We start from the raw sequence: 14389 nt of genomic DNA, 5'->3' as shown, positions 1-14389 counted from the left end.
GGAAACCTACCGCAGGTCAGTGGAGGGTCCGCAGGAGGAGGGCGGTCTCGAGCGCGGCGATGGTCGACTCGTACCCTTTGTCCTCCTTGCTCCCCGGCAGACCGGAGCGGTCGAGCGCTTGGTCCATGTTCTCGCAGGTGAGCACGCCGTTGCCGATCGGCGTCTCCTCATCCAGCGAGATCCTGGTCAGCCCCGACGTCACCGAGTCGCAGACGTAGTCGAAATGGGCCGTCTCGCCACGGATGACCGCGCCCAGCGCCACCACCGCGTCGTGGCGGCGGGCCAGTGCCTGGGCCACCACCGGGATCTCCAGCGAGCCCGGCACGCGCACCACGGTCGCGCTGGCGCCGCTGTCATCACAGGCCTGCACGGCCCGCGAGACGAGCTGGTCGGTGATCTTGGCGTGCCAGCTGGCCGCGACCACGCCCACCGACAGCCCCGACGCCTCGGGCACCGCGACGCCCGGCCGTCCTTCCCCGCTCATGCACTCTCCTCGATGATGTCGTGGCCGAGCCGCTCGCGCTTGGCCTTCAGGTAACGCTCGTTGTACGGGTTCATCGCCACGGGCATCGGCTCCCGGCCGAGCACCTTGATCCCGTACCCGTCCATGCCCTTGAGCTTGGCCGGGTTGTTGGTCAGCAGCCGCACGGACTTGACGCCCAGGTCGGCGAGGATCTGCCCCGCGTTGGAGAACTCCCGCGCGTCGATCGGCAGGCCCAGCTCCACGTTGGCGTCCACGGTGTCGCTGCCGTTGTCCTGGAGGCTGTACGCCTTCAGCTTGGCCAGCAGGCCGATCCCCCTGCCTTCGTGCCCGCGCAGGTAGACGATCACACCGCGGCCCTCCTGCGCGATGGCCGACATGGCGTTGTCGAGCTGCACCCCGCAGTCGCAGCGCATCGAGCCGAACACGTCGCCGGTCAGGCACTCGGAGTGGGCCCTGACCAGGACGTTCTCGCCGTCGGACAGGTCACCGTAGACGAGCGCGACGTGCTCGCCGCCGTCGAGTGCGCTGGCGTACCCGTACGCCTGCCACATCCCGTACGTGTTCGGCAGCCGCGTCTCGGCGACCCTGGTGACCATGCTCTCGGCCCGCCGCCGGTAGTCGACGAGCTGCTCGATGGACACCAGCGCCAGGTCGTGCTCGTCGGCGAAGCGGCGCAGCTCGGGCAGCCTGGCCATGGTGCCGTCGTCGTTGACCACCTCGGCCAGCGCGCCGGCCGCCGACAGCCCGGCCAGCCTGGCCAGATCGACGGCCGCCTCGGTGTGGCCGCGCCGGGCCAGCACGCCGCCCTCGTGGTAGCGCAGCGGGAAGACGTGGCCGGGGCGGACCAGCTCGTTGGGCTCGGTGGCCGAGTCGGCCAGCGTGCGGATGGTCTGCGCCCGGTCGGCCGCCGAGATGCCCGTGCTGACGCCGTCGCGGGCGTCCACGGTGATCGTGTACGCCGTGCGCATGCGCTCCTTGTTGTGGAAGACCATGAGAGGCAGCCCGAGCCGGTCGAGCTCCTTGCCCTCCATGGCCACGCAGATCATGCCGCTGGTGTGCCTGATCGTGAACGTGCACAGCTCCGGCGTGGCCTTGACCGCGGCGAAGATGAGGTCGCCCTCGTTCTCCCTGTTGGCGTCGTCGACGACCACCACGGGCTTGCCGTTGCGGATGTCGTCGATGGCCCGCTCGATGGGGTCGAGCTTGATCTCGTTCACTGCGCCACCGCCACTCCCAGCGGCCCCGTGCGGTACTCACGCAGCCACTTCACGAATCCGACCAGGACCAGCACGAAGAACACGCCGTACACGGCTCCGGAGACCACCAGCCCCGAGCTGAACGCCAGCGGCACCCCGACCAGGTCCACCGCCACCCACACGATCCAGAAGTCCACCAGCGCCCTGCCCTGCGCCCAGGTGGCCATCGCGCTGCCGACGAAGATGTAGGCGTCGGCGGCCACCAGCGCCATGCCCTTGACCCCCGGCACGGAAGCGCCCCACGACAGGCCCGTCACGTAGAACAGCACCCCGACGACGGCCGTGCCCACCAGCATGACGCCGATCAGCATCGAGCGCTCCCACCAGTGGGCGGGCCTGATCGCCAGTTGACCGCCGCCCTGGGTGCCGCGCCGCCACGCCCACCAGCCGTAGATCGCCAGGCCCGCGAACAGCGCCTGCTTCAGCGCGTTGCCGGTGACGTGCGCGTTGATCGAGGCGGCGAACAGCAGCACCGCCCCGGCGAACTGCACCGGCCACGTCCACATCGACGTGCGCATGGCGAGCAGGACCGTGGCCAGGGCGGCGATGTTGCCCACCAGGTCGGTCCAGAGGACATGCGTGTCGAAGATCTCAAATCCGGCGTTGAGCCAGTTCATTTCCTGACCACCAGCCTCTCCACATACTTCGCGATCACGTCCACCTCGATGTTGACCACGTCGCCCACCTGCCGCTCGCCCATCGTGGTGAGCTTCAGCGTGGTCGGGATGAGGCTCACACCGAAGCTGTCGTCGTCAACCGTCGTGACCGTCAGGCTGATTCCGTCGATGGCGATCGAGCCCTTCTCCGCCACGTAGGGGGCGATCGGCTCGGGCAGGGAGAAACGCAGGTCGTCCCAGCTCTCGCCGGGGTCGCGGGACAGCAGCACGGCGGTGCCGTCCACATGGCCCTGCACGATGTGGCCGCCGAGGCGCTGGTCGGCGCGTACGGCGCGCTCCAGGTTCACCGCGGAGCCCTCGGCGAGGCCGCCCAGGGAGCTGCGGTCGAGCGACTCCTTGATCACGTCCACGGTGAACACGTCGTCCTTGACCTCCACGACCGTGAGGCACACGCCGTTGACGGCGATCGAGTCGCCGTGCTTGGCGTCGGAGGTGACGACCGGGCCGCGCACCGACAGCAGGGCGCCGCCGCCCGCCTGCTCGATGGCCACCACTTCGCCCTTTTCCTCAATGATTCCGGTGAACATCACTTCTCCCTGCCTGGTTGGGTAAGGGGCCGGGCAACAAGCCGCACATCCGGCCCAATAGGGGAAATTTCGTCAAATGTCAGGCGGTGGAGCTCACCGATCGTCCCCACCCCGGCCGCACCCAGCGCCGCCCGCCCGGACCCCAGCAACGCCGGCGCCAGGTACGCCACCACCCGATCGACCAGCCCTCGCCGCACGAACGAGCCGGCCAGCGTCGGGCCGCCCTCCAGGAACACGCTCACCACGTCCCGCGCGGCCAGCTCCCGCAGCAGCGCCTCCAGGTCGAGGCCGGTGTCGCGGCGGGGCAGGCGCACCAGGTCGGCCTTGAGCGAGGTGTCGGTGTCGTCGGCGACGGCGATGAGGGTGGGGGCCTGGTCGTCGAGCACGCGGGCGGACTGGGGTGTCCTGGCGTCCGGATCCACCACGACCCGCAACGGCACCCGCCCCCGGCCGCCCTCGCGCCAGGCGCTGCCCTCAGATCCCGCGCCCTCAGGTCCCGCCCCGCCCTCGCGCCCAGCGCCGGAGCCCTCCGTGGCGCTCCGCATCGTGTGGACGGCATCCGTGCCGTCTCCCGGCGCCCCACCCGAGCGGCCGGCCGGGCGGGCGGTGAGCCGGGCGTCGTCGGCCAGCACGGTGCCGATCCCGGCGACGATCGCGTCGGAGGCGGCCCGCAGCCGGTGCACGTCGGCCCTCGCCTCAGCGGAGGTGATCCACTTGCTGGTCCCGTCCTCGGCCGCCGACCGCCCGTCGAGCGTGGCGGCGAACTTCCAGGTCACGTGCGACCGCCCGAGCCGTACGTACGTCAGCCACTCCTCGTTGCCCCGCTCGGCCGCCTCCCGCAGCACCCCGGACGTGACCGCCACCCCGTGCTCCCGCAGCCGAGCCGCCCCACCGGCCGCCTTCGGGTTGGGGTCGGACACGGCGATCACCACTCGTGCCACCCCCGCCGCCAGCAGCGCCCGGCTGCACGGCCCCGTCCTGCCGGTGTGGTCGCAGGGCTCCAGCGTCACGTACGCGGTGCCGCCGCGGGCCCGCTCCCCCGCCTGCGCCAGGGCGACGACCTCGGCGTGCGGCCCACCGGCGTACGCGTGGAAGCCCTCGCCGGCGACCTGCCCGGCGGCGTCCAGCACGACGCAGCCCACGACGGGGTTGGGACTGGTGGTGCCGTGGCCGAGCGCGGCCAGCTCGATGGCGCGCGCCATGTGCGCGATGTCCTGCGCGGGTGTCTGCAACCCCGGGTCTCCTACTCGCCAGTAGCTTCAAGCCACGGCGGGCCCCGGGGGATATTTCGCCATGATGCCGACACGTGCACCACAGCAGGCCGCCCGGCTGGGACGCCGGACAACCTCGCGCGCTTCCTCCCATCCGGACTTTAACCGTCGGTCCCGGAATTTCACCGAGTCAACCGGCCGATGGCATCGGCCGGGTCGCGGACTGTCACCGCCGGTTCGGAATTTCACCGACCCCGGAGCACGCTAGCTCTCTTCTCGTACCAGTTTGCCATGCCGGTGACCGAGCACGCGACCACCCCGGCAAAACCTAGCAAGCGCTCGCTTCAGGCGGCCATCAGCCGCTGCGCGCGCCGCGCCGCCGGGCTGTAGCGGACGTGCCCGGGGACCAGGCCGAGCCCCGTGTGCAGGGTACGCAGCGTCGCGGTCGCCCACAGGTCGCCGATCGGCGTGGCGGGCAGCCCGTACAGTCGCCTGGCCCAGCGCGGCAGCGTCGCGAACGCCAGCAGCGTCAGCGCGGGCATCGCCGGCTTGAGCGGGGTGAGCAGGCGCGGCAGCGGGGCGTTGAGCGACATGCGCAGCGGGTGCGCCGCCTCGGGCACGAACCGCAGGTCCGGACGCTCGGCCTCGATGTAGTCGTGCAACTCGGCCACCGAACCCGGCACGTCCTCCGCCGCCAGCCCCACGACCTCGGCGGCCCGCCGCCACTCGGCCACGAACGTGTCGGCCTCGGCGTCCGACAACCGGACCCCGGCGCGGCGGGCGACCGACAGGTAGGAGTCGACCTCGCCCACGTGCACCCAGCGCAGCGCGTCGGGGTCGTCGAGCCGGAAGGTGACCCCGGTGTCGGGATCGTGCGCGGTCAGCTTGGCATGGATCTTGCGCACGCGCCGGCCCGCGCGCTCGACCTCGGCGTGGGTGCCGTAGGTGCGCACACGGACGAACTCCGTGGTCCGTACGAACCGGGACCAGGCTTCATGCGGATCCATCAAGGCGGAGTTCTGCAGCACGCCGCGCATCGCCCTCGGATGCAGGCCCTGCATCAGCAGCGCGCGGATCCCGCCCACGAGCAGGATCGGCTCACCCATCACCCGCCACGTCACCGAGCGGGGCCCGAAGATGCCATGGTCGCTCATAAGTGGATGGTTACCCAGGTGAGGCGACCTTCATGTCAGGAGCTGACGCGATTGGCGGCAGCACGCAGCCCGTCGATCGCCGCCACGGGGTCGGACGTCCCGTAAACGGCACTGCCCGCCACGAACACGTCGGCCCCCGCCTCGGCGCACCGCTCGATGGTGCCGGCATCCACCCCACCGTCGACCTGCAACCAGACCCGCCCGCCGTGCCGCCCGATCAGCTCCCGGGCCCGCCGGACCTTCGGCAGCACCACATCGAGGAACTTCTGCCCCCCGAACCCGGGCTCCACCGTCATCAGCAGCAGCATGTCGACCTCGCCGAGCAGGTCCTCGTAGGGCTCGACGGCGGTGGCGGGATTGAGCGCCAGCCCGGCCCGCGCGCCGAGCGAGCGGATCTCGCGCAGCGTCCGGATGGGCGCCTTGGCCGCCTCCGCGTGGATCGTGACGCTCCCCGCTCCGGCCTCCGCGTACTGCGGCGCCCAGCGGTCGGGGTCGGCGATCATGAGATGGCAGTCGAGCGGCGTGTCGGTCGCCTTGCGCAACGCCTCGACCACGGGCAGCCCAAGGGTCAGGTTGGGCACGAAGTGGTAGTCCATGACGTCGACGTGCAGCCAGTCGGCGTTCGGCACGGCGGCGGCCTCGTCGGCGAGCCTGGCGAAGTCGGCGGCGAGGATGCTGGGCGAGATCTGTACGGCCATGATCCCCCTAGTCTAGTGACCCGCCCCGCCCCCGCCCGACGGCGGTACGGCAGGCGGCTCGGCCTGTGCGACCGGCCGCCTCAGGAGGTCTTGCGCAGCAGGGCCAGGAACATCGCGTCGGTGCCGTGCCGATGCGGCCAGAACTGGGCGTGCGGCCCATCACCGAGCGCCTCGACCTCGGGCAGAAAGTCACGGGCGTCCAACTGCTCGACGTCCTTCCTCCGCGCCATCACATCAGCCACCACAACCCGAGTCTCGGCCAGATGCGGCGAACACGTCACATACGCCACGACACCCCCGGCCCGCACGGCGTCCAACGCCGTCTCGAGCAACCGCCGCTGCAACTTGCCCAACTCGGCGATGCCGGCCGGATCGCGCCGCCACCGCGCCTCAGGCCGCCGCCGCAACGCACCCAGCCCGGTGCAGGGCGCGTCGAGCATGACGCGATCGAAGACCCCAGGCCGCCACGCAGGCTCGGTGCCGTCGGCGGTGACCACGGAGGCCTTCCTGGTCGTCTCCCAGACCAGCCGCGCCCGGTGGTACTGCACGTCAGCGGCCAGCACCCGCGCTCCACCAGGAAACGCCTCAGGACCACCATCACCCGCGACGCCACCGTCCACCGCCGCTCCCGGAGCCGACGCGGCATCCCCGGACGCACCCCGCCGAGCCTCCGCGTCCAGCCCAGCGAGATCACCATGGGTGGCGATGGCATCCAGAAGCCCCGCCTTACCTCCGGGCCCCGCGCACATGTCCAGCCACAGCTCATCACCATCCCCGCCCACCGGCACCCGGGTCAGGGCGAGCGCCACGAGCTGGCTGGCCTCGTCCTGAACGGCCGCCCGCGTCTCGGCGACGGCCTCGATCTGGCCGGGATCGCCTTCACGCAGGTACGCGGCGTACGGCGAGTAGCGGCCGGGGAGTGCACCGGCGTCCTCCAGCTCCTCCACCGAGCTGCGCCCCGGCCGCGAGACGAGTGTCACCAGCGGGCGGGCGTTGTCGGCGTCGAGCAGGTCGGCCATCTCATCGGCGGTGCCCAGCGCGTCGCGGAAGGCGGAGACGATCCAGCGGGGGTGCCCGTAGGCGACCGCGAGGTGCCCGACGGGGTCGTCGGCCGGGTCGGGCGCCACGATGGGCACCCATTCCTCAAGAGTCCTGGAGCCGATCTTGCGCAGCACCGCGTTCACGAACTTGGCGGCTCCGGGGCCGATGCGCAGACGTACCAGATCGACGGTGGTGCCCACGGCCGCGTGCGGGGGGACGCGCATGCGCAGGAGCTGGTGGGCGCCGAGCCGCAGCGCGTCGCGCACGTCCGGGTCGGGGGCGCGGTCGCTGCACAGCTCGATGATGGCGTCGTAGGTGCCGAGCCCGCGCAGCGTCCCGTAGGCGAGCTCGGTGGCCAGGGCGGCGTCGCGCCCCTTGATGCCACGCTCGCGCAGCATCCGCGGCAGGAGCAGGTTGGCGTAGGCGTCGCGCTCGTCCACCGCGCGCACGACGTCGAAGGCCGCGTTGCGCGCGGGATCACGCGACGGCCTGCGCGGCCTTCCCGAGCGGTCCCCACCGCCCCCCTGGCCGCCGCCACCCCGGCCACCGCCTCTGTCGCCACCCCTATCGGCGCCCCGGCTACCGCCTCTGTCAGCGCCCCGGTCGGCGCCTCTCCCGCCGGCCCCCTGCTGCCCCCTGGCCTTCATCCCCGCCGACTCTCGCGCTCGATCACTTGAAGACCTCATCACCCTCCGGGCGAACCCCTCGGGCCCACTCCACGGCTCCCATCAGCCGCTTGCCCTGCGGCTGCACCTCACCCAGCTCCACCGCGTCACTGGCCGTGCCGACCAGCACCGACGCCTTCGTGGCGACGACCCGCCCGGGCGCCAGCCGCTCCCCCGCGACCACCCGCACGGGCCCCAGCTTGACCCGCTGCCCGCGGAACTCGCTCCACGCGCCAGGGTTGGGCGTGCAGGCCCGGATGAGGCGATCGACGTGCATGGCGGGCTTGGCCCAGTCGACCCGCGCGTCGCCGACGGCGATCTTGGGGGCGATCGTGACCCCGTCGGCGGGCTGCGGGCGGGCCTCCAGGGTGCCGTCCTCGACGCCGTCGAGGGTGGCGGCGAGCAGCCCTGCGCCGGAGACCGACAGCCGCTCCAGCAGCGCCCCGCTGGTGTCGGAGGCGCGGATCTCCTCGGTGACCACGCCGTAGACGGGGCCGGCGTCGAGCTCCTTGACGATCTGGAACGTGCTCGCCCCGGTGATCTCGTCACCGTGCAGGATCGCGTGCTGGACGGGCGCGGCGCCACGCCAGGCGGGCAGGATCGAGAAGTGCAGGTTGATCCAGCCGTGCCGGGGCACGTCGAGCGCCGACTGCGGCAGCAGGGCGCCGTAGGCGACCACGGGGCAGCAGTCGGGCTCCAGCGCCCGGAGCCGGTCGAGGAAGGCGGGGTCGCCGGCCTTCTGCGGGCGCAGCACCTCGATGCCCGCCTCCTCCGCGAGCTCGGCCACCGGCGAGGGGTGGACCTTGCGGCCGCGGCCCGACTGGGCGTCGGGGCGGGTGACCACCGCGACCACCTCGTGGCGGGGCGAGTCGATCAGGGTGCGCAGGGACGGCAGTGCCGTCTCGGGTGTGCCCGCGAAGACCAGACGCATGCTCTCAGAGTGCCTTTCCGCCGGTGGCGTGCGGCGAGACCTTGATCACGGGGGCGGACAGGCCGCTCCACTCCGCCTCGCGGACGGCCTTCATGGCCAGCTTGCGCTGCTTGGGGTCCATGCGGTCGATGAACAGGACGCCGTCGAGGTGGTCGGTCTCGTGCTGGAAGCACCGGGCCATCAGGTCGGTGCCCTCCAGCGTGACCGGCTCGCCGTGCATGTTGAAGCCCTTGGCGACGGCGCGGACGGCGCGCGGCGTGGGGAACGACAGGCCGGGGAAGGACAGGCAGCCCTCCTCGCCCTCCTCGTCGAGCTCGGCGGACAGGTCGAGGTCGGGGTTGATCAGGTGGCCCAGCTGGTCGTCCACGTAGTAGGTGAACACCCGCAGCCCGACGCCGATCTGCGGCGCCGCCAGGCCCGCGCCAGGAGCGTCCATCATCGTGTCGGTGAGGTCCTTGACCAGCTTGCGCAGCTCCTTGTCGAAGTCGACGACAGGGGCCGCCGGGGTGCGCAGCACCGGATCTCCGAACAGCCGGATCGACTGGATCGCCAAGGGGGTCACTCCGTTCTCAAGCGTGGATCAGCCCAGTTTAGTGCAGGTGCGGGGCCGATCAGGTGGCCTCGTCAGCCGCTCTGGCGCGCGTGCTCCAGCGAGCGGGCCTTCATCGCGGCCTTGCGCGCCGCCTTGACCACGGCCTTGTCGTCGTGCGCGCTGGCCAGCATGTCGAGGACGGCGATCGTGTCGGGATGGCCGACGGCGGGCATCTCGCCCACCAGCTTGATCAGGTCTTCGCCCGGCTCGGGCGGGTCGATCCGGCCGGCGGCGGGGCCCGACAGGTGCATGAGGGCCGCCAGCGAGTCGACGGCGATCCAGGTGTGGTCCTCGGGGCTGAGCGTGGGCGCCTCGAGGTCGCGGATGTGCAGCCAGGAGGCGGCGTAGCGGCGCATCAGCGGATGGTCGAGCGCCTGCCTGACCGGGGCCTCCGCCTCCGGCCCCAGCTCCTCCAGGATCGCGCCGACGGCGCCGCGCTGCCCGGCCGTGCCGGTGGCGGCGATCTCGATCAGGTCGCGGGCGGCCGACTCGGGCGAGCGGCGCTCCAGCCACCCGGCCACCGCGCTCTGCGTGGCGCTGCCCTTGACCAGCGCGTCCACCAGCTCCGCCGCCGACAGGTCGGCGAACACCTCCACCTCGGCGGCGGTCGGCGCGTCGTGCCCCTCGCGCAGCAGGTCGCGGCGGATGGCCCAGACGCCGAGCGGGGTCAGCGCGGTGCGGCCGGCGGCGGTCTGCTCGACCAGGCCGCAGTACGTCAGCAGCGACAGCGCCTCCAGCAGCTCCGCGGGCAGCGCGGCGGCGATCTTGCGCATCTCGACGGGGCCGGGCGCGCAGGCGACCTCGTGGGATTGGAGGATGCCGCGGGCGAGGTTGGCGGTGGCCACCCCCGACCGTACGGAATAGATGGTGGCCAGCATCTCGGCGAGGTGGCCGTCGACCACGGCGGAGCCGGTCAGGCCCTCGTCGGCGCGGTCGAGCACGTCCATGACGACGCCGTCCCAGAACTCCAGCGTGGCCTCGACCGTGAGCTGCATCGACAGCGGACCCCGCGAGGCGCGCCCGCCGAGGATCTGCAGCAGGCCGGTGTTGACCGCGACGATCCAGATCAGCCGCAGGCGGGCGGGAGGCACTCCGAGCTCGCGCGCGGCGGCCTCGGCGTCGTCGTCGGTCAGGTGGCCGGCGGGGGTGACCTGGCGCTCGCCCGTCCACGTGGTGAGCCTGATGGCGTCGGCCACGAGCGGCACCGTGGGCACCGCCCTGGCCAGCTCGGCGTCGGGCGCCAGCAGCACCGGCGGGAACGTCAGCGCCTCATGCTCCACGTGAGTCTCCTCAGGGGGCCGTGGAGGCACGGCGGCCTGCTCATCGATCAGCTTACGCAGCTCGGCGAGGTCGAAGACGTTGTTTGCCACCCACGAAACTTACTGCACACCGGTCACATGAGCGTACTCAACGGATGCCTCTGGAGCGGGCTTTGAACGCGGCCTTGCGCGCCGCCTTGGCCACCGTACCGTCGGGGATGGAACGTCCGAGCAGCTCCAGCACCTCCACGACGTCGGGGTGGTCCACCCGCCACATCTCCTCGATGAGGTGGGCGGGCGGGCCGGAGGCGGCCATGTTCTCGGCGAAGATCTCGGGGTCCTCCTCGGCGGCGGGCATCGCCAGGGCCAGCATGTCGACGCTGACCCAGAGCAGCTCCTCCTGCGTCAGCGGCGGCGCGGGCAGCCTCCTGGCGGCCAGCCAGTGGATGGCGTGCGGGCGCAGCTCCTGGTCCTCCAGGTAGTCGCGGACGGCGGGCTCGGCCTTGACGTCGAGGCGGTCGACGATGGTGATGGCGATGCCGCGGGCCACCGCGGGCGCGCCCGAGGCGGCGGCCAGCAGCTCTGCGGCGGCCTCCGCGGGCTCCCTGCCGGACAGCCAGCGGCCGATGTCGTCCTCGGCCAGCTCGGTGGGCACGCCTTCGAGCAGCCCCTCGATGAGCCCGCGTGCGTCGGCCTCGGCCAGGTCGGGCGCCTGCGGGGCGTCGATGCCGAGCGAGAGGTAGTGCTCGCGCAGCGCCCACACGGCCAGCGGCGTCAGCTCGGCGCCGTCGCCGCTGACCCTGACCATGCCGGTACGCTCCAGGCGCTCCAGCACGGCGGCCGTGTCGGCCTCGCCCTCGCCGGCCAGGTCGTCGAGGTAGTCGCCGATCACGGTGACGGGCACCCGCGCCTGGAGCCGGTAGAGCATGTCGAACAGGTCGTAGAGCCCCTCGTCGAGCTCCGCCGAGCCGGTGATCGCGCCGCCGGTGTCCTGCTCCAGGAGGTGGGTGACGCGCTGAGCCCAGGCGTCCAGCGGGTCGCCGGCCTCCTCGGGCAGCGGCTCCTCCTCCAGCATGGGAACGCTCCCCAGCGCGGCCCGCAGCTCCTCGGGCGCGGCCAGCCGGACGGCGGGCAGCGGCGTGCAGCCCGGGCAGTCGCAGGGCGCCTCGCCGAGGTCGGGCAGCTCACCCGAGGGGATGGCGACCGACTGCTCCAGCGACTCGGGCCCGATGGAGCTGAACAGGCTCTTGGCCATGCCGAAGTTGGAGGAGTCGGCGAGCGCCTCCGGCATGCGGGAGGCGATGTCGTCGAGCCGCTCGCGCATCCGCGTGGCCGTGTCGCCGCTCACCTGGCCCTCCTCGGCGAGGTAGTCGACGAGAGTGCGGGCGGCGGCGACGGTCTCCGGCGCGCTCTCCGGAGGGGCGATGACCTTGCGCGGGTAGATGGACAGCAGCAGCTCGTCGAAGGTCTCGGGAGTGAAATCGCCCAGTTCGTTGACGTTGAGGTAGTCACTGGCGTAGTCGCAGAGCAGGCGGACCTCGTCCGCGTCCACTTCGACTTCCCGCGTACGACCCCAAGCACGCAGGTCGTCGATGGCCTGGTTCACCCATTCGATCGACACAGGGGCACGCTAACGGGTGACCCACGGATGAGCGAATCGGGGAAACGGTTCAAATCAGGTCGAGAGGGTCGACACTCACCCTCACGACATCTGGCGTTTTTCTGGCCGCACGCACCCCACTGGCCCCTTTGAGCGCGGCGGCCAGCGCCGCTCCCCCGCCCCGCCGGACACGGATCATGGCGCGTTCCTGGCCGGACTCGTCCACCGGCACGGGGCCGAGCACCTGGGCGTCGGGCGGCAGGCGTACCTCTTCGAGCATCTGCCTGACGGCGCCGGCCGCGCCGGTGAGCGTGGCCATCCGCACAGCAGGCGGGAACCCCAGCTCGGCGCGCTCGCCCAGCTCGCGCTCCGCGTGGGTGATCGGATCCCACCGCAGCAGCGCCTGTACGGACGGCAGCGCGGCGTCCCCGAGCACCACCAGCTCGGCGGCGGGGCGCAGCAGCGCGGCGGCGTTCATCCACCGGCGCACCGTCTCCTCGCCCGCCCGCAGGTCGGCCCGGCCGAGCAGCGCCCACCCGTCCAGCAGCACCGCCGCCGCGTACCCGCCCTCCGCCACCGGCTCCGCACCCGGGGTGGCGACGACCAGGGCGCGGGCGGCGGGCACGGTCGGCAGCACGCCGTCGCGCCCGGAGGTGCGCACCGGCACGGAGGGGAAGGCCCTGCCCAGCTCCTCCGCCGTACGCCGGGCGCCGGTCACCACGGCGCGCAGGCGCGGGCTGCCGCAGGACGGGCACCGCCAGCCGGCGTCCACCCGGCCGCACCACCGGCAGTACGGGGCCGCGTGCCCGCCCCTGAGCGCCAGCGGCCCGTGGCACAGCGGCCCCTGCCCGCCCGGCCCTGGCCCGAGCAGCGGCTCGTGTCCGCGCGGTCCGTTGAGCGGCCCCTGCCCGCCCGGCGCGTCCAGCGGGACCGCCGTCTGGACGTTCGACGGGGCGTGCGCCGCCTCCGGCTCCCTGGGCGCGGTGCGGGTGGGCGGCAGGGCGCAGCGGGCGGGGGCGCGGCAGTGCTGGCAGGCCAGGGCGGGCAGATAGCCGCGCCTGGGCACCTGCACCAGCACGGGGCCGCTCTCCAGCCCGGCCCGCAGGGCGCGCCAGGCGATGCTGGGCAGGCGGGCCTGGCGGGCGGCCTGATCCTTGGCCAGCTCGGCGTCCTCGCCCGCGGGGCGTACGCGCGGGGCCAGGGCTCTGATCGTCGTCCGCGCCGCCACGATCGGCCTGGCCCAGCCGCTCGCGACGAGCTGAGTGGCCTCGGCCGTACGCGCGTAGCCGCCGATGAGCATGGCCGCGCCGGTCCTGTGGGCGCGCAGGCCGAGCACCTCGCGAGCGTGCGGGTACGGGGCCAGCCGCTCGGCGTGCAGGTCGTCGCCGTCGTCCCAGATGGCCGCCAGGCCCAGCTCCGCGACGGGGGCGAACATGGCGGCCCTGGTGCCGACCACGGCTCGCACCTGCCCTCTCAGCAGCCTCAGCCACCGCCGGTACCGCTCCGCGGGGCCCAGGTCGGCGGTGAGCGCCACGTGCCTGCCCGGCCCGAGCAGCCGCCCGAACTCGGCGTCGGCCAGCGCCACGTCCTTGCCGTCGGGGACCACGACGACCGCTCCCCTGCCGCCGTCCAGCGTGGCCCGCACGGCCTCGGCCATGGCCGTCGCCCAGCCCCGCGCGCCCGGCAGCGCCGACCACACGGCCCGGGGGGCGCGGCCGTCGCGCAGGGCGTCGAGGAAGGACGGGCCGGTGGGGTAGGCGTCCCAGGCGCTCGCATCCTGAACGGGCGGCGCGCCGGTGGGGTCGGTCGTGGCGGGCTCAGCCGCGGTCTTCGCAGGTTCCGCGACCTTCGGGGGCTCCGCCTCGGCCTTCGCGTGGCGGGGCGGGACGGCCAGTCGCAGCACGTCGGTCAGGGTGCCCGCGTACCGGTCGGCCACCGCCCTGGCCAGGCCGGCGATCTCCGGGGTGAGCACCCGCTCGGGCGAGACCACCCGTTCGAGCGGGGTGAGCCTGCCCTCGTGCTCGCTCTCGGGCACCCGCTCCAGCAGGAAGCCGTCCACGAGCTTGCCCGCGAACCGCACCCGGACCCGCACCCCCGGCTCGGCCGTCTCGTGCATGGTCTCGGGGATCAGGTAGTCGAAGGGCCGGTCGAGGTGCGGCAGCGGGCTGTCCACCACGACTCTGGCCACGGGGTTCTCCGGGGCGGGGACGGGCGCTCCCTTGGTGTCCTTCGACGACTGCGCGGGCCGTACGGCTTCGAGCGGCAGGAGCGCGTCGTCGGAGGAAGGGGTCACG

At 73.0% G+C, this 14389-nt stretch carries 13 protein-coding genes and 1 riboswitch; all 13 genes read right to left on the bottom strand.

All coding sequences use genetic code 11. From position 1 onward, the window contains the following. Positions 1-16: 16 nt before the first annotated feature. Positions 17-484, bottom strand: a complete 468-nt coding sequence (gene ribH, locus LCN96_RS18230) for a 6,7-dimethyl-8-ribityllumazine synthase (protein ID WP_225273930.1) — start codon at positions 482-484, stop codon at positions 17-19. Continuing rightward, complete coding sequence (locus tag LCN96_RS18225; RefSeq protein ID WP_225273929.1) at positions 481-1701, bottom strand: bifunctional 3,4-dihydroxy-2-butanone-4-phosphate synthase/GTP cyclohydrolase II; 1221 nt, start codon at positions 1699-1701, stop codon at positions 481-483. Before LCN96_RS18225 ends, ribH begins: the two co-directional genes overlap by 4 nt. Continuing rightward, the gene (locus tag LCN96_RS18220) at positions 1698-2357 is read right to left on the bottom strand and encodes a nicotinamide mononucleotide transporter family protein (RefSeq protein WP_225273927.1); all 660 of its coding nucleotides are present in this window, start codon (positions 2355-2357) and stop codon (positions 1698-1700) included. Before LCN96_RS18220 ends, LCN96_RS18225 begins: the two co-directional genes overlap by 4 nt. Beyond that, positions 2354-2944: a riboflavin synthase gene (locus LCN96_RS18215; RefSeq protein ID WP_225273926.1), complete on the bottom strand. Its 591-nt coding sequence runs from the start codon at positions 2942-2944 to the stop codon at positions 2354-2356. Before LCN96_RS18215 ends, LCN96_RS18220 begins: the two co-directional genes overlap by 4 nt. Further along, entirely contained in the window at positions 2944-4176 is a 1233-nt protein-coding gene (gene ribD / locus LCN96_RS18210; RefSeq protein ID WP_225273925.1) for a bifunctional diaminohydroxyphosphoribosylaminopyrimidine deaminase/5-amino-6-(5-phosphoribosylamino)uracil reductase RibD, read from the bottom strand. The genes LCN96_RS18215 and ribD overlap by 1 nt, the downstream gene beginning before the upstream one ends. A 115-nt stretch (positions 4177-4291) precedes the next feature. Beyond that, a riboswitch (FMN riboswitch) is annotated at positions 4292-4422 on the bottom strand. Positions 4423-4499: 77 nt separating this feature from the next. Continuing rightward, positions 4500-5309, bottom strand: coding sequence for an oxygenase MpaB family protein (locus tag LCN96_RS18205; protein WP_225273923.1), 810 nt, complete (start codon positions 5307-5309; stop codon positions 4500-4502). Between the two features lie 35 nt (positions 5310-5344). Continuing rightward, positions 5345-6007: a ribulose-phosphate 3-epimerase gene (rpe, locus tag LCN96_RS18200; RefSeq protein ID WP_225273921.1), complete on the bottom strand. Its 663-nt coding sequence runs from the start codon at positions 6005-6007 to the stop codon at positions 5345-5347. 80 nt (positions 6008-6087) lie between these two features. Next, a complete protein-coding gene (locus LCN96_RS18195) occupies positions 6088-7695 on the bottom strand; it encodes an RsmB/NOP family class I SAM-dependent RNA methyltransferase (RefSeq protein WP_311132321.1) in 1608 nt (535 codons plus the stop codon). A 22-nt stretch (positions 7696-7717) separates the two neighbouring features. Continuing rightward, entirely contained in the window at positions 7718-8644 is a 927-nt protein-coding gene (gene fmt / locus LCN96_RS18190; RefSeq protein ID WP_225273919.1) for a methionyl-tRNA formyltransferase, read from the bottom strand. Positions 8645-8648: 4 nt separating this feature from the next. Continuing rightward, on the bottom strand, positions 8649-9197 hold the full coding sequence (gene def, locus LCN96_RS18185; RefSeq protein WP_311132320.1) for a peptide deformylase: 549 nt from the start codon (positions 9195-9197) through the stop codon (positions 8649-8651). Between the two features lie 71 nt (positions 9198-9268). Continuing rightward, positions 9269-10606, bottom strand: a complete 1338-nt coding sequence (locus LCN96_RS18180; protein WP_225273916.1) for a hypothetical protein — start codon at positions 10604-10606, stop codon at positions 9269-9271. A gap of 37 nt (positions 10607-10643) precedes the next feature. Next, complete coding sequence (locus LCN96_RS18175) at positions 10644-12116, bottom strand: hypothetical protein (protein WP_225273915.1); 1473 nt, start codon at positions 12114-12116, stop codon at positions 10644-10646. A gap of 49 nt (positions 12117-12165) precedes the next feature. Next, positions 12166-14388, bottom strand: a complete 2223-nt coding sequence (locus LCN96_RS18170) for a primosomal protein N' (RefSeq protein WP_397351913.1) — start codon at positions 14386-14388, stop codon at positions 12166-12168. Position 14389: the final 1 nt, after the last annotated feature.

This window comes from Nonomuraea gerenzanensis (assembly GCF_020215645.1).
Lineage (GTDB): Bacteria > Actinomycetota > Actinomycetes > Streptosporangiales > Streptosporangiaceae > Nonomuraea > Nonomuraea gerenzanensis.
Note: the sequence above shows the minus strand (reverse complement) of the source record. Positions and strands in the feature narration are given on the sequence as shown.